The sequence below is a fragment of the Acinetobacter sp. CAU_H_56 genome (assembly GCF_058599425.1).
Window position 1 is genome coordinate 428,361 of record NZ_CM178654.1, and the last position, 21,236, is coordinate 449,596.

A 21,236-nucleotide genomic window follows, 5' to 3' on the forward strand; every position below is an offset into this window, starting at 1 on the left:
CAGAATATTCAGAATAAATTGTATAGATTTATTTCTACACTTCTGGATCTTGCCAATATCACACAGGTTGCTTATGAATGCCTTAACACAGGAACTGGTCGAGCTGCTCAGTTTAGAAAAGTTAGAAGAAAATATTTTCCGGGGAATTAGCCGTAATCTGGTAGGCAAGCGCGTATTTGGTGGGCAGGTCTTGGGACAGGCCCTACGTGCTGCGTCTTATACTACAGATCGTCCTGCGCATTCATTGCATGCCTATTTCCTGTTTGGTGGAGATGTCAATGCACCGATCATTTATGAAGTGGATCGTATCCGTGATGGAAAAAGCTTTGTCAGCCGTCAGGTCCGCGCCATTCAGCATGGCCGTACCATTTTCATGTGTATGGTTTCTTTTGCGCATCAGGAAGAAGGCCTGAACTATCAGATTTCAGAACCTGAATATCCACCGGCAGAAAGTCTAAAAAATGAAGCGGAACTCACCCGGCAGATTATCGAATTTATTCCGGAAAACGTGCGTGCGTCTTTCATGCGTGACCGTCATGTCGAAATTCGCCCTGTAATGCCAGTGAATCCATTCCAGCCGCAACCGGAAGCGCCGAATTATGCGCACTATATCCGTACTCATGGAAAGATCGCTGCAGAAGTGGATGAGATTTCCCTGCATCAGGCGATTGCAGCTTTCTATTCAGACTTTACCTTAATGACCACGGCCCTTCGTCCGCATGGTTTAAGTTATCTGTCTCCAAGCTTGCAATGTGCCAGTATTGACCATGCCATGTATTTCCATAAACCATTCCGGGTAGATGAATGGATGTTATACGACATGGATGCTACTCAAAGTGCCAGTTCGCGTGGTCTGAACTTTGGCCGCATGTGGCAAAATGGTGAGCTGGTCTGCAGTACCACACAAGAAGGCTTGATCCGTTTACGTGAAATTGAAACCCAGTAAAGCATACTTTTAATTTAAATAAAGCCGGATTCCAGATCCGGCTTTATACATTTTTAAGTACGGCTCTTTATAAAAAATTACTCGATTCTCCAACACTTGCATGGCATAGTGCCCTTAAGATCAATATTAAAAATACATGTAAAAATGAGTTTAAATACGCAGATTTTGATTGCCGCCGTATTGGGGGTGCTGTTTGGATTTTTACTGACTTTATTTCCACAAAGCACATTTTTTGATGTCGGCCTGTACGGGATTGGAATCGCCAGCAGCCTTTTTATTGGTCTGCTGAAAATGATTTTGATCCCCCTGATTTTTACCTCAATCGTGGTTGGAGTGTCTAATCTGCAGGCGGGGGGACAGCTGAGTCGAACCTGGAAAATCACCCTATTATGCTGCGTGACCACCACCTCATTGGCACTGATTTTAGGGCTAACCTGTGCACATCTGTTTAATGTGGGGAGAGGTGTGGATGTGGTGATGTTTCAGGATGCCATGGCTCAGCATCAAACGCCTGATACTTTAACGCCGTCGTCTTTCTTTACTAATTTTATTCAGAATACCCTGATCAATCCCTTTAAGGCCTTTGCTGACGGTAATGTCCTAGCTGTTGTAATTTTTGCTCTGTTTATCGGTGTGGCTTTGGTCGCAGGTGGAGATAGCTTCCGTACTGTGCGTAAGCTCAGTCACCAGTTTTTTGACATCATGATGTTGATGATTGGCTGGATCATGAAACTGGCACCGATTGGGATTTTTGCACTACTCGCCAAGTTAATTGCCACTGAAGATATTTCAGTACTGAGCCGTTTGGCTGAGTTTGCGGCAGTCGTGACAGGCACCACAATTTTTCATGGGATAGTGGTGTTGCCGTTATTGCTATGGATCTTCGGAAAAATGAATCCGCTGACCTTTTTTAAAGGTACTCGTAGTGCATTAATTACTGCCTTTGCCACCAGCTCCAGTTCGGCAACCATGCCGATTTCTTTAAAATGCGCGCAGGAAAATCTGGGGGTACGTCCGCAAACAGCTGGTTTTGTGATTCCTCTTGGCACACAGCTGAATATGGATGGAACGGCACTTTATGAAGCTGCAGCAGCTTTGTTTATTGCTAATCTGATGGGGCTGGATCTAACCTTAGGTCAGCAGTTGGTGGTTTGTGCCACGGCAATGATTGCGTCCCTAGGTGCACCGGGCATTCCAAGTGCCGGCATGGTCACTATGATCATGGTACTGCAATCAGTGGGTTTACCTGCTGAAGCGATTGCGATTTTACTTCCGATTGACCGTCTACTCGATACGGTACGTACTGTAGTAAATGTACAGGGCGATATGATGATTAGTGTGGTGGTAGATCGACATACCCGCGAGCCTGAAGTGCCGATTTAATCTTTGTCTAATTCAGCTTTATCTAAGTCCGGATTCCAGACAATTTCCCAGAGATGACCATTGGGATCCTGAAAATAACCTGCATATCCGCCATAAAAGGTGGTGTGTGCAGGTTGAATAATTTTAGCGCCGGCACGTTCTGCCTGTGCCATTGCCTGATCGACTTCTAAGGGGCTATAAACATTATGTCCTAGCGTCATTTGCGTCGGACAGATTGGGCTTGGCTCCAGACCGGTATCTTGCTGAATACTACGCTGTGGCCATAGGGCAAGCTTAAGACCAGGTTGTAATTGAATAAGAGCCACCGTGCCATATTCAAATTCTTCACCTATGATTCCTTCACTGGGAAAACCCAGCCCATCACGGTAAAAGCATAATGAAGCTTCCAGATCGAGCACACCGAGGGTAATCACAGAAATCCGTGCTTGCATAACTCCCTCCTGATTATGATTGTTATATTTCTATCTTAGGATAGTTAAAAAGCAGGGGAGTGATCCCTGCTGTTAGAAATTGTAATAACAGGCAAGCTTAAGCAACTTTGAGAGTAGCGCGTTTGGCTGCCTGTGAATGGTTGAGATAATGCAGCGCATCATCGGTACTGCCCTCATGCACCGGATCATACCAAGGCATTAAATAACCGAGCTGTTGGGATACTAACCACAGCGGGTTGGGTAGAAGGCGGTTATCTAACTGGGAAATGCGCCACCATTCTTTCCAGATCCAGGGTTTATACACGGCAGGTTTAAGTGACTTAAAGCGTGGATCCTGTGCCATTAAATGTGCTGCACCATCGACCCAAAGGCCAATTACACCAATAATGACCACCACACTTAGATAATAACGGGCAATATAGCCGCCACCTAGGTGATGGTATAAATCAAAAGCCACACTACGATGCTCAATTTCTTCAGCACCATGCCATTTCACCAGATCCAGCATATTCGGATCAGCACCCAGACGTTCCCATTCAGTATTGTAGAGTGCGTATTTACCCAGGACACAGGTCATGTGTTCTACTGTCGCAATAATACCGAGGCGGAACAGATCCCATTGATGTTCTAAGATTTTAGGAATTTTGAGACCGAATGGCTGATCGGCGAGCAGCTTGTTAAATAGGAAATGCATGATGTCCAGATTGCGCTGGATATCAATCTGACGTTCAGATAAATATTCTTTATTGGCCGAATTATGTGCCTGGGCATGCATGGCTTCCTGACGGATAAACGCCTGTACATCATGCTTTAATTTTTTGTCAGTGATCTGGGGGAGGACTTTGTTATATAAACGGCAGAACCAGAGTTCACCTGCAGGTAGAATATTGTTAATTTCATTGACGAAGTAACTGGCAAAGGGCTGATCAGGAATCCAGTCGACTGGAGTATCCTGCCACTCAAAGCTGACTTTGCGAGGCTGGATAAAATAGGAAATGGAAGAGCCAATTCTTGTTGTTTTGAAGCGCGAAAGTAAAGACATGGTGTGAATCCATCACTGCTTGATCAAGACAGTATGAAAAAAATATCCCGAATTGCAGCAGGCAGTACGGGACATTCTTTTATCCGATGAAACACATTCGGCTTATTTTTGTGGATCCTGTTCGACAATCTCTGTTGGTTCGGCCTCTACAGGCGCGTCCAGATTATTCAGTTCACTGGCAGTAACTTCATGAGCACTGCCTGCTTCATCTTCATCTTCTAATAATTCAATTGGTTCATCAGCTTCGTTTAAATCATGCATAGAAGCTTCAGGAATGCTGTCCAGATCAAATTCAGGTGCTTGATTCAAAGTGAAGTTCAAACGGCCGCCCATCACACTGGCCAGTTCTTCCAAACCCTGCTTGTTTAGAGAAGAGAACAGCTGAATCGAGAAATCCAGCTTCATCTTTTTCAGTTTGGCTTTCACTTCTTGTAGCGCTTTCGAAGCAGGGCCACGGTTCAGCTTGTCGGCTTTGGTCAACAGGACATGTACGAATAATTTACGTGAATAGGCCCATTCCAGCATCATCACGTCAAAGTGTTGTAGCGGATGACGGATATCCATCAGCAGCACCAGACCTTGCAGGCTCTTACGGTGAATCAGATAGTTTTCCAGTTCTTTCTGCCAGACAATTTTCATGGCTTCTGGGACAGCTGCGTAGCCATAACCCGGCAAATCGACCAGACGCTGATCCGGATTGCCGAGGCTAAAGAAGTTGATCATCTGGGTACGGCCTGGTTTTTTGGACGCACGGGCCAACTGTTTCTGATTGGTCAGGGCATTGATGGCACTCGATTTACCCGCATTGGAACGGCCAGCAAAAGCTACCTCATAACCGGTATCTTCTACACACAAGCTGAGCTTGGGTGCACTCATCAGGAACTCAGCTTTGCGTAACCAGTTGAGGGCTTGTACCGAATATTCAGTAATGGCTGGATCGACCTTTTTTTCATAGCTGATCTTTTGCTTTGGGGCATTTGATGCCTTACTGTTTTTCGACTTTCCTCTGCTGTGATGCATGGCTCAACTTCAATGACTAATTATACAAGAAGCTATTATAAAGGAAGTCGGGCGGGCAAGCGAACTTTAGAATTGCCCCATAGAATAAGGGTATTAGAGATTGATCAGGCTAATCGGTGACTGGATGCTAAAATGTTCCTTGGTCGGTTCAACGACATCACCCAGAATATATTGATCGAGACTGGTATAGAACTGTTCCACAGCCTGATCCAGAATGCCTTTTAATCCGCAATTGGTACGTAGTACACAGGGTGGATCATTACATTCCACAATCTGGTTGTCACGTTGCAGAATACGCACAATCTGTCCGAGCTGAACTTGCAGGGCAGCCGGATTGAGACGGATTCCACCCCCTTTACCGCGAGAGGTAATGAGCCAGTCCTGTTTCGCCATAAAGTAGACGATTTTCATGGCATGGTTCTGCGAAATCTGTAAGCGCTCCGCCAGCTCGGCAATCGTATAAGGCAGATCGCGGGGTTGCGCAACATACATCAGTATGCGCAGCGCATAGTCAGTAAATTTATTCAGTTGCATGATAATACTGATGTTTTTGATGAAAAAAATTAGGGTTAGTCTAGCATACCAGACTAACCCTCTTTTTTTATTTTAAGCTGAAGAAGCAGTTAGTGGCGTACACCACCTGTGCCAAAGGCTTCGCTATGAATGTTCTCAGCAGGGATTCCGCGAGCGACGAGCGCCTTTTGCTGTTCAGCCATAAATGGCATTGGACCACACAGGTAATAGTCGGCATTTTCTGGAAGCAGGGCACGGTCAATTATGCTGAGATCCAGACGACCAGCAAAATCATAATCCTCACCCAGTTTGTCATTGGCATGTGGGAATTCGTATGCAGTCACTGTATGCAGACGTGGATATTTCGCTTTTAGCTCATGAATGTGCTGTTTCATCGCATGTACCTGTTTGCTACGGCAGGCATGGATGAAAGTCACAGGCTGTGGCATGTCCAGAGTCACCAGTTGGTTCAGCATAGCCACCATTGGAGTTAGACCTACACCGCCACTGATGAACACATTACGTTTGTTCGGATCGATCAGGTAGAAGTTGCCTGTTGGTGCAGAGACTTCAATTTCTGAACCTTCTGGCAGGCTGTGTAAAGTATTCGATACCCAGCCTGGAACCATGTCGCCTTTCTGATCTTCACGTTTCACGGAAATACGCAGGTAATCGGCTTGTGGGCAAGTCGACAGGGTATATTGGCGTGGCTGTTTTAGGTTCAGCTCAGGCACAAACACGCGTACAGAGATATATTGTCCAGCTTCATATTTCGGTAATGGGCCGCCGTCAACTGGAGCCAGGTAGAAGGAAGTGATTTCATCACTTTCTACGACTTTCTTGGCAATCTTGAAGTTGCGCCAGCCTAACCAGCTACCTTTAGTCTGTTCATGCTGATCATAGATCGCTTTTTCAGTTGCAATAAACAGGTCAGCCAGTTGACCGTATGCTGCAGCCCAAGCATCAATCAATGGATCATCCATAGAAATGTTCAATACTTCACTGATTGAATGCAACAGGTTTTCCCCAACAATACCGTAGTCCGGTGCCTTAATGTTTAGGCTTACGTGTTTATGTGCGATTAGCTCAACCACGGGTAACAGCACAGATGGATCTTCGATATTTTCAGCATAAGCCAGAACCGCACCTGCCAAGGCTTGTGCTTGAGCTCCACTACGTTGATGTCCCATGTTAAAGGTTTCTTTCAAATCAGGATTATTGCCTAGCATGCGGTTATAGAAATAACCAGTCAGGGCAACCCCATTTTCACGAAGAACAGGAACAGTGGCTTTTACAAGGTCAATTTGCTGTGGAGTCATAGCTGATCTCTCATGGCTGTTATTTATAAGATGTATTTAAAATACATCTTATAAAATGCTTTTACAATATAGTAAAAGCATAAAACCATAAAAAAATTATGGGATATGAAAATATCCCATAAAAATGATGTTTTCGATCGGAGAAAGGAAGGCTATTTGCGCCCGAAGAGAGAGCCTAATAGACCACGAACAATTTTCTGTCCGGTACTACCACCAAGACTACGTGCTGCACTTTTGGCAAAGGTACCCATAATATCCTGTGTAAGTTTTTCACGTTGCTTGGCTGCACGTTCAGCTTCTTTTTGCTGTTCACGTGCCAAACGTTCCTGTTCCTTGGCTTGCTGTTTAGCTAGAACTTCCTGTTCTTTGGCTTGTTGCTTGGCAAGTTCCGCGGCTTGAGCCTGCTGCTGACGTTCCAGTACTTTTTGCTGTAGCATCTCATGCGCACTGTCACGGTCAACTTCCTGCTCATAAATACCAGCCACGATACTTTGCTGCATGAGCACTTTACGTTCTTCAATTGAGATCGGACTAAAAGAAGAATGTGGTGGCATGATCCAGCCACGTTCCACAATTTGTGGTGTGCCTTTTTCATCCAGACAGCTAATCAGCGCTTCACCTACAGCAAGTTCAGTAATCGCTTCCTGCACTTTAAATTCTGGATTGGCACGGAAGGTATCTGCCGCCGTTTTGACTGCCTTCTGGTCTTTAGGAGTAAAAGCGCGTAAAGCATGCTGAATACGGTTGCCGAGTTGCCCTAATACGCTTTCAGGTAAGTCGAGTGGATTCTGGGTGACAAAGTAAATCCCGACACCTTTGGAGCGGATCAGACGCACCACCTGTTCAATCTTTTCCTGCAGGGCGGGGCTGGCATTATCAAAGAGTAAATGCGCTTCATCAAAGAAGAACACCAGTTTCGGTTTGTCCAGATCACCCACCTCTGGTAACTGTTCAAATAACTCTGACAGCATCCATAACAGGAAAGTGGCGTACAACTTCGGTGTGTTCATCAGCTTGTCGGCAGCCAGCAGATTGATATTGCCGCGGCCTTGGCTATCCGTTTGCAGGAAATCCATCAGGTCTAGTGCTGGCTCGCCAAAGAATTTATCCCCGCCTTGATCCGCAAGTGCCAATAAATTGCGTTGAATCGCACCGAGGCTGGCAGGCGATAGATTGCCATATTCCGCTTTAAAGTCTGCAGTATGTTCGCTGACATAACTCAGCATGGCTTTCAGGTCTTTAAAGTCGATCAGTAGCAGGCCCTGATCATCAGCAATCCGAAAGACGGCGGACAGTACTCCTTCTTGCGTGTCATTCAGGTTTAGGATACGGGCAAGGAGGAGTGGTCCAATTTCGGAAATCGTAGTACGGATCGGATGGCCTTGTTCACCAAACAGATCCCAGAATACGACCGGCGAAGCTTCAAAAGGAATTGAGTCAATATTCAGGCTTTTAATACGTTCATCAAACTTAGGATTACTTTCGCCTGGCTTGGCCAGGCTGGAAACATCTCCCTTGGCATCGGCAAGGAACACGGGTACACCAATGCGAGAAAAGCTTTCTGCCAAAACTTTCAAGGTTACCGTTTTGCCGGTTCCGGTCGCGCCGGCAATCAGTCCGTGACGGTTGGCAAGCTGTGAATGCAGCACAATATCTTGCGTGGTATCACTGGTTTTTTTAGCAATAATGATCGGTGTATTCATTAACTTGAAAACCTCTATATAAATTTTTGTCTTTTGGAATACTTAAATTTCCCTTATGCAGGGATTTGTGATTTAAGTCTCTTTTTTGGTTTATTGTGTTACATGTTAAGGTATTTTGACTTTATTGTTGAAATTGTATTCATTTTTTGTAATATTCACCATTCATTTTATTTTTAATAACATTATGAAAAATAAAATTTTAATTTAATAGCTTTTATTAAATAGTTTGAAAACGGTTAGAGGGTGTAAATGAAACTTAACAAACAATTATTAGCAATGTTAGTGGGAACATCTGTATTTTTAACGGCATGTGGTGGTGATTCAGATAGCTCAATATCTACAAAGCCTACTGATCCAGTTCCACCAGAACAGCCAGGCGAAACGCTTACTACTATTCAAGATGTTGCAACTGTAGTAAGTGAAAAGGCAAATATTGCAGTTTTTGGTGAAGTGAATCCTAAATATTTTACAGAGACAGCATTAACATCAGGTCGGACTGTTTTATTGTTAGATGATAATGTGACAAAAGCAGCTGGATTTGCTTCACAGGTTGATTTAACTGCTTCATCGGCACAGAATCAAGCGAAAGTGAGATCAGTTGTATTAAATCAAAATTTAGATGAATTTAGTAAATTCTATTTAGCTGCATTTACTAATGCTCTTATCCAGCAAAATGCAAAAGTCAATATTTTAACTAATCGTGTATCTACGAATGCTCAAGGTGAAGTGGTTAATGTAATCTTGGATATTGATTTTTCTAATGCCAATGAACTGACTAAAGTTCGTGACCTGTTGTTATCTGTATTAAATTCAAATTCATCTGTTACTACTCCTGTAGCCGTACAAGCAAGTGATAAAAAATTACGTCTCAATTTATCTTTTTGGCTTGCAAACCAATCAGGTTATATTTGGGGAAATACTTACGTAGCGAGTAATAGTGATCAAGTTAACCAAGTATATGGTGATTTGAATATTGCTAGTGCTTTAAGTAGCAATGCGGTTATTGAAGTGGCTACAGCAAAAGAAACTTTTACTCAAACAACACAATCTGCAAATGCGGTTGACATTTTATGGAATATTGATTCTTCAGGTTCAATGTCTGAAGAACAGCGTAACTTGGCTAATGGTGCTGCACAGTTCTTTAAATCATTGAATCAAGCAGGTGTAGATTATCGTTTAGCAGTGAATACGCAGGATGCGTATGCATGTAAGTCGCTTAGAACTTTAAAAGATAAAACGACTAATTTTATTGATAGAAATACACCAGATGCAGAGCAAGAGTGGGCTACCTTGGCTCAACCTGGAACTTATGATTCAGCTACTGAAACAGGTTTTTACTGCGTTCGTGAAGCAGATTTGACTGGTTTTGATCGTCCAAATGTGAAAAATTTAGTAGTGTTTGTTTCAGATGAGCCTGAAAATGAAACATATTGGCAGTACAGTCCTGTATATAGTAACTATACACGACGAGATTTTAATGATTATAAAAATTATTTCTTGTCTACAAACACTACCTACTTTTCGATTGTGGGTACATCTGATCATATCCGTCCAACTTTTGCAGATCCTACAACTTCTTGGAGTACATTGGGATTTGAATGTAATGGTCAAGGTGGATCTGCTGAAGGAGGAGGGCACTTTAAAGAGATTGCACGTTTGACTGGTGGGGCTTCTGCTTCAATTTGTGCTGATGCTACAAGCTGGAATGTGGTATTTGATGACATTATCCGTGTAGCAACTGGTCTTGCAAGTCAGTTTAGTTTAAAACAGGTACCAGTACCTTCAACTGTTAAGGTGACAGTAAATGGTCAGAATGTTGGGCGTGATACAACACATCGACAAGGCTTTGATCTAGTTTATAGTAATTCTGGAGTAAGCTTAGTATTTTATGGAACAGCTTTACCAAAAGCAGGAGAGACTGTTTCTGTAAGCTATGATTACTTTAAGTAAAGCGAAACGATAATGTAAAAAATTGGGCAATTTGCCCAATTTTTTTATGTCTATATTTAAGCTAAGACTTTTAAAGCCTGTTTAATATCCTGAATCAGATCTTCTGGATGTTCCAGTCCAATACAGAACCGCACCAGCAGGCCGTCTTTCAAATGTGAATGTTCCAGCACACGCATTTCTTTTAAGTTATATAACATGACCAGGCTGACAGGGCCACCCCAGCTAAAGCCAAGCTTAAACAGTTTTAAGCTGTCACAGAAATTGCGGATATCTTGCAGTTGATATTTGCTGTCAAAAATCACGCTGACCAGACCGGCACTGTGTCCTTGCTTGCAAATTTCTTTCCAGTATTCATGACCTGCGTTGTCAGTATCAGCCGGATGTAAGACCTGGACAAATTCTGGTTGCTGTTTGAGCCAGTGTAATAAGGTTAAGCAGCTTTGTGATTGATGTTCATATCGGAGTTGCATCGACGCCAGACTTCGTTGTACCTGAGCGACATCATCGCCTGATACAGAGATACCCTGAATGGTATGCGCACGGAACAATTTGTGATGCAGGTCTTTATCGCGGGTCACCACTGAACCCATCAGGATATCACCGCCACCACTTGGATATTTGGTCAGGGCATGCACAGTCATATCGACACTTATATGATCCTCACCAAAATCAAATGCATTAAAGGCAAGGCCTGCACCCCAGGTATTGTCCAGCGCAGTGAGGATGTTGTTCGCTTGGGCCTTCTTGACCAAGCGACTTAAATCAGGAAATTCTAAAGTCACGGAACCCGCCGCTTCAAGCCAAAGTAGTTTGGCTTTTTCCGAGGGCTGAAAAGTATCCGCATCTATCGCATTATAGACTTTGACTTGAATGCCATAGCGGGTTTCCAGGTTGCGTAGATGTTCCATGTTTGGACCATAGATATTATCCGCAACCCACACTTCATCGCCTTGGCTTAAAAAACAAGAATTCACGAGATTAATCGCGGATAAACCACTCGGTGCCAGCAAGCAATATTGACCGCCTTCGATCTGGGCAATGCTATCGCCTAAGGTAAATGTCGTCGGTGTACCATGCGTGCCATAGCTATAGTCATAGTCATCAGTCCAGTGGCGATTAAATAGGGCATCAGTATTGTTAAAGATGATGGTGGATGCACGAAACAGGGGAGGTTGAATACTGGAAATATATTGCGGGGCCTTTCGTGGTGCATGAATCAGCGCTGTTTGAGGATTTTTTTTCACGTGAATGCTCTTAAATGTAATCAAATATTGCTTTAGCTTAAGAGAATCTCATTATTGCTGCCAGTTATGTTGTGAAATGTTGAAAAAATTGACATTGCTAAAAAGTTGGCTTCATTTTTGCAAAACCTAAAATCAGAGAGCTACAACAAAAGGTTTAGGCGCATGAAGTCGCAGTTAAAAGTACATTATTTTCAGCATATTGCTGGCGAGGGTTTTGGTAGTTGTATTGATTTTTTAAAGCAGCATCAGGCGCAAATTACTGCGACTGAATTCTTTGCTTTACCCGTCGATCGTCCACTGGATATTGAAGCTTTGCCATCAGTCGATGAAGTTGATTTGCTGATCATCATGGGAGGCACCATGAGTGTCAATGATGAAGCGAATTATCCATGGCTCAAGATCGAAAAACGCTGGTTACGCCGTTATCTTTCCCACGGAAAACCAACGATTGGCCTATGTTTGGGTGGGCAGTTGATCGCCAATGCCTTGGGGGCGGCCGTCAGCCGTAACCAGGAACAGGAGCTGGGCTGGACCACGGTTCGCAAAGTCGCACATGTACCCGAGGATTGTTTTGTTTTGCCTGAACAGTTTGAAATCATGCAGTGGCATAGTGAAACCTTTGAGCTGCCTAAGGGAGCGATTCATCTGGCAGAAAATGAAGCCTGTCGTAATCAGATGTATCAACTCGGCAAGAATGTCTTGGGTTTCCAGTTTCATCCGGAAATCACCCCGGAAACTTTAAAGCTGTTTTTGGAAAATGAAGAAGAAATTTCACAATTTTCTGGAAAATATGTACAGGACATTCAACAACTGAAAAGAACAACCAAAAATAATTTTATTCAAGGAAATCAAATACTAAACCAAGCTATTCAGTATGTTTTGGAAAAAACAGCCTAGTGGGTAAAAAATAAACAATTGATTTCCCGAATAAATTGAAATACAGCAAGAAAAACTCTAAAAGGGATTTGCTTATGCAATAAACAATGGCTATAATAAGCGACCCTTCGATAGGAAGGGGGTTAACTGCGAAGAAAGTAGTTAACTATCGTTACAGTCGTGGCATCGATCACGACCTTAGTGATATTTCACTGCTCTTGACACTTGCCTTAAAATAGTGGGGTGAGATGCGTCAAGAGTGATTCTTTATATATTTGGCTTGGAGTTAACTGGTATGTCTAACCAGAGAATTCGTATCCGTCTTAAGTCTTTTGATCACCGTCTTATTGATCAATCAGCTCAAGAAATCGTAGAAACAGCAAAACGTACTGGCGCACAAGTTTGTGGTCCAATTCCAATGCCTACACGCATTGAACGTTTTAACGTTTTAACATCACCACACGTTAACAAAGATGCGCGTGACCAATACGAGATCCGCACTTACAAACGTTTGATCGACATCGTTCAACCTACAGACAAAACTGTAGATGCATTGATGAAGTTAGATCTTGCAGCTGGTGTTGATGTTCAGATCGCATTGGGTTAAGGCTTTCGGGTTAATTAACGCTCTAAGTTAATTAGGCCGCTTTTTTAGAGGTTTATGCACATGGCTATTGGTTTAGTCGGTCGCAAGTGCGGTATGACACGTATCTTTACAGATGCTGGTGTTTCTGTGCCTGTTACAGTGATTGAGGTTGATCCTAACCGCATCACTCAAATCAAAACGCTTGAAACTGATGGTTATCAAGCGATTCAAATCACTACTGGTGAACGTCGCGAATCTCGCGTAACTAACGCTCAGAAAGGTCACTTCGCGAAAGCTGGTGTTGCTGCTGGTCGTCTGGTTCAAGAATTCCGCGTTTCAGAAGCTGAGCTTGAAGGTCGTGAAGTTGGCGCTACTATCGGTGTAGATCTGTTCACAGTTGGTCAAATTGTTGACGTAACTGGTCAGTCTAAAGGTAAAGGTTTCCAGGGTGGTGTTAAGCGTTGGAACTTCCGTACTCAAGACGCTACTCACGGTAACTCTGTTTCTCACCGTGTTCTAGGTTCTACAGGTCAAAACCAGACTCCTGGTCGCGTGTTCAAAGGCAAAAAAATGGCTGGCCATTTAGGTGCTGAACGCGTAACTGTACAGGGTCTTGAAATTGTATCTATCGACGCAGAACGTTCAGTTCTAGTAGTTAAAGGTGCGATTCCTGGCGCTACTGGTGGCGACGTAACTGTTCGTCCTACGATCAAGGCCTGAGGGGAAATAACGTGAATTTAAATACTGTTTCCGGCTCTGCTGTTGAATTATCAGAAGTTGCGTTCGGTCGTGAATTTAATGAAGCTCTTGTACACCAAGTTGTTACAGCTTACTTAGCTGGTGGTCGTCAAGGTTCTAAAGCTCAGAAATCACGCGCAGACGTTTCTGGCGGTGGTAAAAAACCATTCCGTCAAAAAGGTACTGGCCGCGCTCGTGCTGGTTCTATTCGTAGCCCAATCTGGGTTGGCGGTGGTAAAACTTTTGCTGCTCGTCCACAAGACTGGTCTCAAAAAGTAAACCGTAAAATGTACCGCGGTGCTATGCAATGCATCCTGGCTGAACTTGTTCGTCAAGATCGCTTAGTTCTAGTTGAAGAGTTTGCTGTTGCAGCTCCAAAAACTAAAGAATTGCTTGCAAAACTTAACGACTTGAATGCTACTCGTGCATTGATCGTTACTGATGCTGTTGATGAGAACTTGTATCTAGCTGCTCGTAACCTTCCACACGTTGATGTGGTTGATGCGACTGCAATCGATCCTGTTAGCTTGATCGCGTTCGATAAAGTTGTTATGTCTGTAGCTGCTGCTAAGAAAATTGAGGTAGAACTCGGATGAACAACGAACGTTTATATCAAGTCCTGCAAGGACCTGTTTTCTCAGAAAAAGCACAAGTTTTAGGTGAAACTGCTGGTGTTCAAGTATTCAAAGTTGCACTTGATGCAAACAAACTTGAAATCAAAAAAGCAGTTGAACAATTGTTTGGTGTAGAAGTTGTTAAAGTTAACACTACGATCACTAAAGGTAAAACTAAACGCTTTGGTAAAACATTAGGACGTCGTTCTGATGTTAAAAAAGCATACGTCACCCTGAAAGCTGGCCAAGATGTTGAAATGGCTGACTTGGGCGATGCCGCTGAAAGCGCAGCGGAATAAGGACGAAAACTATGCCTATTCAAAAATGTAAGCCAACGTCTCCAGGACGTCGCTTTGTAGAGAAAGTGGTTCATGATCACCTTCACAAAGGCGCGCCTTATGCTCCACTAGTTGAAGCTAAAAAACGTACTGGCGGCCGTAATAACAACGGTCACATTACGACTCGTCACGTTGGTGGCGGTCACAAACAACACTACCGTTTAATCGACTTCAAACGTAACAAAGACGGCATCCCAGCTGTAGTTGAGCGTATTGAATACGATCCAAACCGTACTGCGCACATTGCGTTGTTGAAGTATGCTGACGGTGAACGTCGCTACATCATCGCGCCTAAAGGTTTGCGCGCTGGTGATTCAGTTCAATCTGGTAACGATGCTCCAATCCGTCCAGGTAACTGCTTGCCACTACGCAACATGCCTATCGGTTCTACTCTTCACAACATCGAACTTAAAATCGGTAAAGGCGCGCAGTTAGCTCGTTCAGCTGGTACTTCTGTTCAGTTGTTGGGTCGTGACGGTTCTTACGCTATCGTTCGTCTTCGTTCAGGCGAGATGCGTAAAATTCATGTTGAATGCCGCGCTGTGTTAGGTGAAGTATCTAACTCAGAAAGCAACCTTCGCTCACTAGGTAAAGCTGGTGCATCACGCTGGCGTGGTGTTCGTCCTACCGTTCGTGGTATGGCGATGAACCCAGTTGATCACCCACACGGTGGTGGTGAAGGGCGTAACAAAGGTATTCAACCTGTAAGCCCATGGGGTCAAAAAGCTAAAGGGTACAAAACACGTACCAACAAGCGTACGACTAAGATGATTATTCGCGACCGTCGCGTTAAGTAACAAGTAAAGGAATCTGACAATGCCTCGTTCTCTGAAAAAAGGCCCATTCGTCGATGCGCACTTGTTCGCTAAGGTTGAAGCGGCTATCGCGGCTAATAACCGTAAGCCGATCAAAACTTGGTCGCGTCGTTCGATGATCCTCCCGGATTTTGTTGGTTTAACAATTTCTGTACACAATGGCCGTAACCATGTTCCAGTGATCATCTCTGAACATATGGTTGGACACAAGCTTGGTGAATTTGCACCGACTCGTACCTACCGTGGTCACGGTGTTGACAAGAAATCTAAACGTTAATAGGTGCTATGATGGAAGTAACTGCTAAATTACGCGGTGCCGCTATCTCGGCACAAAAAGCTCGTTTGGTTGCAGATCTTATCCGCGGCAAATCTGTTGCGCACGCTCTTAACATCTTAAACTTCAGCAACAAAAAAGCTGCAGTATTGGTTAAGAAAGCGTTGGAATCTGCAATTGCAAACGCTGAACATAATAACAGTTTAGATGTAGACGACCTTAAAGTTTCTACGATCTACGTTGATGAAGGCATGAGCCTGAAACGTATTATGCCACGTGCTAAAGGCCGTGCAGATCGTATTACTAAGCGTACTTGTCACATCACCGTTAAGGTAGGGGTTTGATATGGGTCAGAAGGTTCATCCAATCGGTATCCGCCTAGGTGTTGTGAAACGTCATAACGCTAACTGGTATGCGAGTCCGAAACAATACGCTGAATACTTGCTTAAAGATTTGCAAGTTCGTGAGTTTTTAACTAAAAAACTTAAGAATGCAATGATCAGCAATATTCTTATCGAACGTCCAACAGGTGCTGCTAAAGTAACTATTAGCACTGCTCGTCCTGGTATCGTAATCGGTAAAAAAGGCGAAGACATTGAGAAATTACAACGCGAATTAACATCTATTATGGGTGTTCCTGCGCAAGTAAGTATCAACGAAATTGATCGTCCAGACTTAGACGCGCGTCTAGTTGCTGAAGCTATCGCTTCTCAATTGGAAAAACGTGTAATGTTCCGTCGTGCTATGAAGCGTGCGGTTCAAAACACTATGCGTGCTGGTGCGAAAGGTATCAAAGTAGAAGTTTCAGGCCGTTTAGGTGGTGCTGAGATTGCTCGTACTGAATGGTATCGTGAAGGTCGTGTACCTCTACATACTCTTCGTGCAGATATCGACTACGCGACTATGCGTGCTGAGACTACTTACGGTACGATTGGTGTTAAAGTTTGGATCTTCCGTGGCGAGATCTTGGGTGGCATGAAACAAGTCATGAACCCAGCTCCAGCTGAAGAACGTCCAGCTAAACGCGGTCGCGGTCGTGGTGAAGGTCAAGAGCGTCGTGGTCGTCGCAATGATCGTTCTGCTGAAAAAGGAGAATAATCCATGTTGCAACCTAAACGTACTAAATTCCGTAAGGTGCAAAAAGGCCGTAACACTGGTCTAGCTCACCGCGGTAGCTCAGTATCTTTTGGTACTATCGCACTTAAATCAATCGAACGTGGTCAAATGACTGCACGTCAAATTGAAGCAGCGCGTCGTACAATTAGCCGTCGTATTAAACGTGGTGGTAAAATCTTTATCCGTGTATTCCCGGACAAGCCAATTACTTCTAAACCACTTGAAGTGCGTATGGGTAAAGGTAAAGGTTCTGTGGAATACTGGGTTTGCCAAATCAAACCAGGTAAAGTCTTGTACGAAATTGATGGTGTTAACGAAGACCTAGCTCGCGAAGCGTTCACGCTTGCTGCTGCTAAACTTCCGTTTAAAACCACTATCGTGACTCGGACGGTAATGTAATGAAAACTAAAGATCTACGTGAAAAGTCGGTAGAAGAGTTGACAGCTTTGCTTGATGAGCAACAGCTAAACCAATTCCGTCTTCGTATGGCGAAAGCAACTGGTCAATTGGGTAAATCGCACGAAGTGCAATTGACTCGCAAGACTATTGCTCGTATCAAGACCCTCCTTACCGAAAAACAGGGGAACGGACAATGAGTGAAAATACAGTCCGCACGTTAACAGGCAAAGTAGTAAGCGACAAGATGGAAAAATCTATCGTTGTTCTTATCGAACGCCGTGTTCAACACCCGTTGTATGGCAAATCAATCCGCCGTTCAACAAAATTACATGCTCATGATGAGAACAACACAGCTAAAGTTGGCGACGTTGTAACCATTAAAGAAAGCCGCCCAATGTCTAAAACTAAGTCATGGACTTTAGTTGAAGTTGTTGAAGCAGCTGCTGAGTAATTAACGTTCTTGTTGCATCATCGGTCAATTTCGAGTACTCTTTGAGCCTTTCGAAATTGTGACCGGTGATGCTCGGTTTTGGAGTAGGGCAATGATTCAGACCGAAACTATGCTCGACGTAGCAGACAACAGTGGTGCTCGCCGCGTACAATGTATTAAAGTACTTGGTGGTTCACATCGTCGTTATGCTTCTGTTGGCGACATTATTAAAGTTACTGTAAAAGAAGCAATTCCACGCGCACGTGTTAAAAAAGGTGACGTGATGAATGCAGTAGTTGTACGTACAAAATTCGGTATCCGTCGTCCAGACGGTTCAGTGATTCGTTTCGACGATAACGCTGCTGTTATTTTGAACAACAACAAAGCGCCGATTGCAACTCGTATTTTCGGACCAGTGACTCGTGAACTTCGTACTGAACAGTTCATGAAAATTATTTCATTGGCTCCTGAAGTTCTATAAGAGGCGATCATGGCTAAGATTAAAAAAGGCGATCAAGTAATTGTGATCGCAGGTAAAGAAAAAGGCAAACAGGGTACTGTTCTGTCTGTTTCTAATGACCGCGTTAAGGTTGAAGGCCTTAACTTGGTGAAGAAGCATCAAAAGCCGAACCGTGTTACTGGCGCTGAAGGCGGCATCGTAACTCAAGAAGCTTCGCTTCACATTTCAAACGTGGCAATTTTTAATGCTACAACCCAAAAGGCTGACCGTGTTGGTTACCAAACGATTGATGGCGTGAAAACTCGCGTATTCAAATCTAATGGTGAATCAGTGGCGGTAGCGAAGTAATAGGTTGAAAAAGGCAATGGCCAGACTTAAAGCACGTTACAACGACGAACTTAAAGCTCAATTAAAAGAACAATTGGGAATTAAGAATGTGATGGAGATCCCTCGCATCACTAAAATCACTATCAACATGGGTGTTGGTGCAGCTTCTGCTGACAAGAAACTCCTTGATGGTGCTCTTTCTGATATGCAAGCTATCGCTGGTCAAAAACCAGTTCTTACGTTAGCTCGTAAATCTATCGCTGGTTTCAAAATCCGTGATGGTTGGCCGATTGGTTGTAAAGTTACTTTACGCGGCGAACGTATGTACGAATTCTTAGACCGTCTGATCTCGATTGCGATTCCTCGTATCCGTGACTTCCGTGGTTTCTCTGCGAAATCATTTGATGGTCGTGGTAACTACTCAATGGGTCTTAAAGAACAGATCATGTTCCCTGAGATCGATTTTGACAAGATTGACCGTATTCGTGGTATGGACATTACCATCACTACGACTGCTCGCACCGATGACGAAGGCCGTGCGCTAATGCGTGCATTCGGCTTCCCGTTCAAATAAGAGGTCGAAATGGCTAAGAAAAGTATGATTAATCGCGAATTGAAACGCGAAGCTACTGTTGCTAAATACGCTGCAAAACGTGCTGAATTAAAAGCAATCATTGCAAACGTAAATGCTTCAGATGAAGAACGTTTCGATGCGATGATGAAATTACAAGCATTACCACGTAATGCATCTCCAGTACGTCTACGTAACCGTTGTGGTTTAACTGGTCGTCCTCATGGTTACTTCCGTAAGTTCGGCTTAAGCCGTAACATGGTACGCGATAAAGTAATGCAAGGTGATGTACCTGGCGTTGTTAAGGCAAGCTGGTAAGGAGCACTATAAATGAGTATGCAAGATACCGTTGCCGACATGCTAACACGTGTTCGTAACGCACAAATGGCAAAGAAACAAACTGTTTCTATGCCTAATTCTAAGTTGAAAGTTGCGATTGCTAACGTACTTCAACAAGAAGGTTATATTTCAAACGTAGAAGTTGCTGAAGTTGAAGGCAAAGCAACTCTTACTTTGACTTTAAAATATTTTGAAGGCAAGCCAGTTATCGAAACTGTGAAACGCGTAAGCCGTCCAGGTCTACGTCAGTATCGCGGTAAAGATGCACTTCCAAGCGTTAAGCAAGGTTTAGGTATTGCAATTGTTTCTACAAGCAAAGGCATCATGACTGATCGCGCTGCACGTGCTGCAGGCGTTGGTGGTGAAGTTATTGCTTTTGTTTCTTAATAGGTGATTCCTCATGTCTCGTGTGGCTAAAGCCCCAGTAACTGTACCTAACGGTGTAACAGTTACTCAGAACGGCCGGCAGGTCGAAGTGAAAGGCAGCAAAGGTACATTGTCTTTCAACCTGCATGCGCTGGTCGAGCTAAAACAGGAAGACGGTACTCTAGTTATTGCTCCTAAAGCTGAATCTAAAGACGCTTGGATGCAAGCTGGTACTGCTCGCGCTGTGCTTAACAACCTTGTAAAAGGTGTAAGCGAAGGTTTCGAACGTAAGTTACAACTTATCGGTGTTGGTTATAAAGCTGCGGTTAAAGGTAACGTTGTTAACCTTAACCTTGGTTTCTCTCACCCGATCGACTATACGCTTCCTGAAGGTGTAACTGCTGAAACTCCAACTGCAACTGAAATCGTACTTAAATCTGCTGATAAAGCAGTTCTAGGTCAAGTCGCTGCAGATATCCGTGGTTACCGTCCACCAGAGCCTTATAAAGGTAAAGGTGTTCGTTATTCTGACGAAGTTGTACTTCGTAAAGAAGCTAAGAAGAAATAAGGCGCGAGGTTCTTATGAACGAAAAGAAACAATCCCGTTTGCGTCGTGCGAAAAGCACACGCTTGCACATCCGTGCATTGGGTGCGACTCGTTTGTGTGTAAACCGCACTCCGCGTCACATCTATGCTCAAGTTATCTCAGCAGATGGTGGCAAAGTATTAGCGCAAGCTTCTACTCTAGACGCTACTCTACGTGCGGGTACTACTGGTAACGTTGAAGCAGCTCAAAAAGTAGGTGCTTTAATCGCAGAACGCGCTAAAGCAGCTGGTGTTACTAAAGTTGCATTTGACCGTTCTGGTTTCAAATATCATGGTCGTATCAAAGCCTTGGCTGATGCTGCCCGTGAAAACGGCTTGGAGTTCTAATCATGGCTAAAGTTGAACAAAACGAAGGTCTTGTTGAAAAGCTGGTTGCCGTTGATCGTGTAGCCAAAGTTGTTAAGGGTGGTCGTATCTTCTCTTTCACAGCATTAACTGTTGTGGGTGATGGTAATGGTCGCGTAGGTTTTGGTCGTGGTAAAGCGCGTGAAGTTCCAGCTGCTATTTCTAAAGCACTTGAAGCTGCTCGTCGTAACATGATTACTGTTGACCTTGTTGATGGTACTGTTCAGCACCCTATCAATGCTCGTCACGGTGCAAGCCGCGTTTACATGCAACCTGCTTCTGAAGGTACTGGTGTAATTGCTGGCGGCGCGATGCGTGCAGTTTTAGAAGCTGTTGGCGTACGTAACGTATTAACTAAATGTTATGGCTCTACAAACGCTGCTAACGTAGTAAACGCGACTTTTAACGGTTTGCGTGATATGACTTCTCCTGAGAAAGTTGCTGCGAAACGTGGTTTAACAGTAGAACAAATTCAAGGGTAATCA

The 21,236-nt window shown here is 43.9% G+C and carries 29 protein-coding genes and 1 pseudogene; 23 read left to right on the forward strand and 7 right to left on the reverse strand.

Features of this window, described 5'->3' with window-relative positions; genetic code table 11:
* Window positions 1–73 precede the first annotated feature (73 nt).
* Complete coding sequence (locus AC4MCC_RS02025) at window positions 74–946, forward strand: acyl-CoA thioesterase (RefSeq protein ID WP_004786947.1); 873 nt, start codon at window positions 74–76, stop codon at window positions 944–946.
* 144 nt (window positions 947–1,090) lie between these two features.
* The gene (locus AC4MCC_RS02030) at window positions 1,091–2,329 is read left to right on the forward strand and encodes a dicarboxylate/amino acid:cation symporter (protein WP_491885635.1); all 1,239 of its coding nucleotides are present in this window, start codon (window positions 1,091–1,093) and stop codon (window positions 2,327–2,329) included.
* On the opposite strand, the gene AC4MCC_RS02035 is transcribed toward AC4MCC_RS02030, so the two are convergent.
* The 6 genes from AC4MCC_RS02035 to AC4MCC_RS02060 all read right to left on the reverse strand — a co-directional run bounded on the left by AC4MCC_RS02035 (window position 2,326) and on the right by AC4MCC_RS02060 (window position 8,357).
* Complete coding sequence (locus AC4MCC_RS02035) at window positions 2,326–2,760, reverse strand: VOC family protein (protein ID WP_491885636.1); 435 nt, start codon at window positions 2,758–2,760, stop codon at window positions 2,326–2,328. The genes AC4MCC_RS02030 and AC4MCC_RS02035 overlap by 4 nt on opposite strands.
* A 97-nt stretch (window positions 2,761–2,857) precedes the next feature.
* Window positions 2,858–3,802, reverse strand: a complete 945-nt coding sequence (locus AC4MCC_RS02040) for a metal-dependent hydrolase (RefSeq protein ID WP_491885637.1) — start codon at window positions 3,800–3,802, stop codon at window positions 2,858–2,860.
* Between the two features lie 102 nt (window positions 3,803–3,904).
* Window positions 3,905–4,822: a ribosome biogenesis GTP-binding protein YihA/YsxC gene (gene yihA / locus AC4MCC_RS02045; RefSeq protein WP_034701440.1), complete on the reverse strand. Its 918-nt coding sequence runs from the start codon at window positions 4,820–4,822 to the stop codon at window positions 3,905–3,907.
* Window positions 4,823–4,915: 93 nt separating this feature from the next.
* Window positions 4,916–5,356, reverse strand: coding sequence for an RrF2 family transcriptional regulator (locus AC4MCC_RS02050; protein WP_419364151.1), 441 nt, complete (start codon window positions 5,354–5,356; stop codon window positions 4,916–4,918).
* Between the two features lie 89 nt (window positions 5,357–5,445).
* Window positions 5,446–6,654 (reverse strand): NO-inducible flavohemoprotein, encoded by a 1,209-nt coding sequence (hmpA, locus tag AC4MCC_RS02055; protein WP_491880290.1) that lies wholly within the window; start codon window positions 6,652–6,654, stop codon window positions 5,446–5,448.
* A 152-nt stretch (window positions 6,655–6,806) separates the two neighbouring features.
* Window positions 6,807–8,357: a helicase HerA-like domain-containing protein gene (locus AC4MCC_RS02060; protein WP_491885638.1), complete on the reverse strand. Its 1,551-nt coding sequence runs from the start codon at window positions 8,355–8,357 to the stop codon at window positions 6,807–6,809.
* Window positions 8,358–8,606: 249 nt separating this feature from the next.
* Between AC4MCC_RS02060 and AC4MCC_RS02065 the strand changes: the two genes are divergently transcribed.
* Complete coding sequence (locus AC4MCC_RS02065) at window positions 8,607–10,307, forward strand: vWA domain-containing protein (protein ID WP_228154820.1); 1,701 nt, start codon at window positions 8,607–8,609, stop codon at window positions 10,305–10,307.
* 56 nt (window positions 10,308–10,363) lie between these two features.
* Here the strand turns inward: AC4MCC_RS02065 and AC4MCC_RS02070 are convergent, their stop codons facing one another.
* The gene (locus AC4MCC_RS02070; RefSeq protein WP_491885639.1) at window positions 10,364–11,551 is read right to left on the reverse strand and encodes a PLP-dependent transferase; all 1,188 of its coding nucleotides are present in this window, start codon (window positions 11,549–11,551) and stop codon (window positions 10,364–10,366) included.
* Window positions 11,552–11,713: 162 nt separating this feature from the next.
* Between AC4MCC_RS02070 and AC4MCC_RS02075 the strand changes: the two genes are divergently transcribed.
* The 20 genes and pseudogenes from AC4MCC_RS02075 (at window position 11,714) to rpsE (ending at window position 21,233) form a co-directional block, all read left to right on the forward strand.
* On the forward strand, window positions 11,714–12,448 hold the full coding sequence (locus AC4MCC_RS02075) for a type 1 glutamine amidotransferase (protein WP_180025508.1): 735 nt from the start codon (window positions 11,714–11,716) through the stop codon (window positions 12,446–12,448).
* Between the two features lie 274 nt (window positions 12,449–12,722).
* On the forward strand, window positions 12,723–13,034 hold the full coding sequence (gene rpsJ / locus AC4MCC_RS02080; protein ID WP_000070912.1) for a 30S ribosomal protein S10: 312 nt from the start codon (window positions 12,723–12,725) through the stop codon (window positions 13,032–13,034).
* A 60-nt stretch (window positions 13,035–13,094) separates the two neighbouring features.
* Window positions 13,095–13,733, forward strand: a complete 639-nt coding sequence (gene rplC, locus AC4MCC_RS02085) for a 50S ribosomal protein L3 (protein ID WP_005233737.1) — start codon at window positions 13,095–13,097, stop codon at window positions 13,731–13,733.
* Window positions 13,734–13,744: 11 nt separating this feature from the next.
* A complete protein-coding gene (gene rplD, locus AC4MCC_RS02090; protein WP_004786925.1) occupies window positions 13,745–14,347 on the forward strand; it encodes a 50S ribosomal protein L4 in 603 nt (200 codons plus the stop codon).
* Window positions 14,344–14,664: a 50S ribosomal protein L23 gene (gene rplW, locus AC4MCC_RS02095; protein WP_004786923.1), complete on the forward strand. Its 321-nt coding sequence runs from the start codon at window positions 14,344–14,346 to the stop codon at window positions 14,662–14,664. The genes rplD and rplW overlap by 4 nt, the downstream gene beginning before the upstream one ends.
* 11 nt (window positions 14,665–14,675) lie before the next feature.
* Window positions 14,676–15,500 (forward strand): 50S ribosomal protein L2, encoded by an 825-nt coding sequence (gene rplB / locus AC4MCC_RS02100; RefSeq protein ID WP_005233738.1) that lies wholly within the window; start codon window positions 14,676–14,678, stop codon window positions 15,498–15,500.
* 19 nt (window positions 15,501–15,519) lie between these two features.
* Window positions 15,520–15,795: a 30S ribosomal protein S19 gene (gene rpsS / locus AC4MCC_RS02105; protein WP_004673001.1), complete on the forward strand. Its 276-nt coding sequence runs from the start codon at window positions 15,520–15,522 to the stop codon at window positions 15,793–15,795.
* Window positions 15,796–15,806: 11 nt separating this feature from the next.
* The gene (gene rplV / locus AC4MCC_RS02110) at window positions 15,807–16,136 is read left to right on the forward strand and encodes a 50S ribosomal protein L22 (protein ID WP_001982638.1); all 330 of its coding nucleotides are present in this window, start codon (window positions 15,807–15,809) and stop codon (window positions 16,134–16,136) included.
* A 1-nt stretch (window position 16,137) separates the two neighbouring features.
* Window positions 16,138–16,954: pseudogene (rpsC, locus tag AC4MCC_RS02115) on the forward strand (30S ribosomal protein S3).
* Complete coding sequence (gene rplP / locus AC4MCC_RS02120; protein WP_004786917.1) at window positions 16,894–17,307, forward strand: 50S ribosomal protein L16; 414 nt, start codon at window positions 16,894–16,896, stop codon at window positions 17,305–17,307. Before rpsC ends, rplP begins: the two are co-directional and overlap by 61 nt.
* Complete coding sequence (gene rpmC / locus AC4MCC_RS02125; protein ID WP_004786915.1) at window positions 17,307–17,504, forward strand: 50S ribosomal protein L29; 198 nt, start codon at window positions 17,307–17,309, stop codon at window positions 17,502–17,504. Before rplP ends, rpmC begins: the two co-directional genes overlap by 1 nt.
* A complete protein-coding gene (rpsQ, locus tag AC4MCC_RS02130; RefSeq protein WP_004786913.1) occupies window positions 17,501–17,758 on the forward strand; it encodes a 30S ribosomal protein S17 in 258 nt (85 codons plus the stop codon). Before rpmC ends, rpsQ begins: the two co-directional genes overlap by 4 nt.
* A 91-nt stretch (window positions 17,759–17,849) precedes the next feature.
* Window positions 17,850–18,218 (forward strand): 50S ribosomal protein L14, encoded by a 369-nt coding sequence (gene rplN, locus AC4MCC_RS02135; protein WP_001982634.1) that lies wholly within the window; start codon window positions 17,850–17,852, stop codon window positions 18,216–18,218.
* Between the two features lie 9 nt (window positions 18,219–18,227).
* Entirely contained in the window at window positions 18,228–18,545 is a 318-nt protein-coding gene (gene rplX / locus AC4MCC_RS02140) for a 50S ribosomal protein L24 (protein ID WP_004786911.1), read from the forward strand.
* Between the two features lie 16 nt (window positions 18,546–18,561).
* On the forward strand, window positions 18,562–19,098 hold the full coding sequence (gene rplE, locus AC4MCC_RS02145) for a 50S ribosomal protein L5 (protein ID WP_004786908.1): 537 nt from the start codon (window positions 18,562–18,564) through the stop codon (window positions 19,096–19,098).
* Between the two features lie 9 nt (window positions 19,099–19,107).
* Window positions 19,108–19,413 (forward strand): 30S ribosomal protein S14, encoded by a 306-nt coding sequence (rpsN, locus tag AC4MCC_RS02150; RefSeq protein ID WP_004786907.1) that lies wholly within the window; start codon window positions 19,108–19,110, stop codon window positions 19,411–19,413.
* A gap of 12 nt (window positions 19,414–19,425) precedes the next feature.
* On the forward strand, window positions 19,426–19,821 hold the full coding sequence (gene rpsH, locus AC4MCC_RS02155) for a 30S ribosomal protein S8 (RefSeq protein ID WP_004786905.1): 396 nt from the start codon (window positions 19,426–19,428) through the stop codon (window positions 19,819–19,821).
* Between the two features lie 13 nt (window positions 19,822–19,834).
* On the forward strand, window positions 19,835–20,368 hold the full coding sequence (gene rplF / locus AC4MCC_RS02160; protein ID WP_004786903.1) for a 50S ribosomal protein L6: 534 nt from the start codon (window positions 19,835–19,837) through the stop codon (window positions 20,366–20,368).
* Between the two features lie 14 nt (window positions 20,369–20,382).
* Complete coding sequence (gene rplR / locus AC4MCC_RS02165; RefSeq protein ID WP_004281497.1) at window positions 20,383–20,733, forward strand: 50S ribosomal protein L18; 351 nt, start codon at window positions 20,383–20,385, stop codon at window positions 20,731–20,733.
* Window positions 20,734–20,735: 2 nt separating this feature from the next.
* Window positions 20,736–21,233, forward strand: coding sequence for a 30S ribosomal protein S5 (gene rpsE, locus AC4MCC_RS02170; RefSeq protein WP_004786901.1), 498 nt, complete (start codon window positions 20,736–20,738; stop codon window positions 21,231–21,233).
* Window positions 21,234–21,236: the final 3 nt, after the last annotated feature.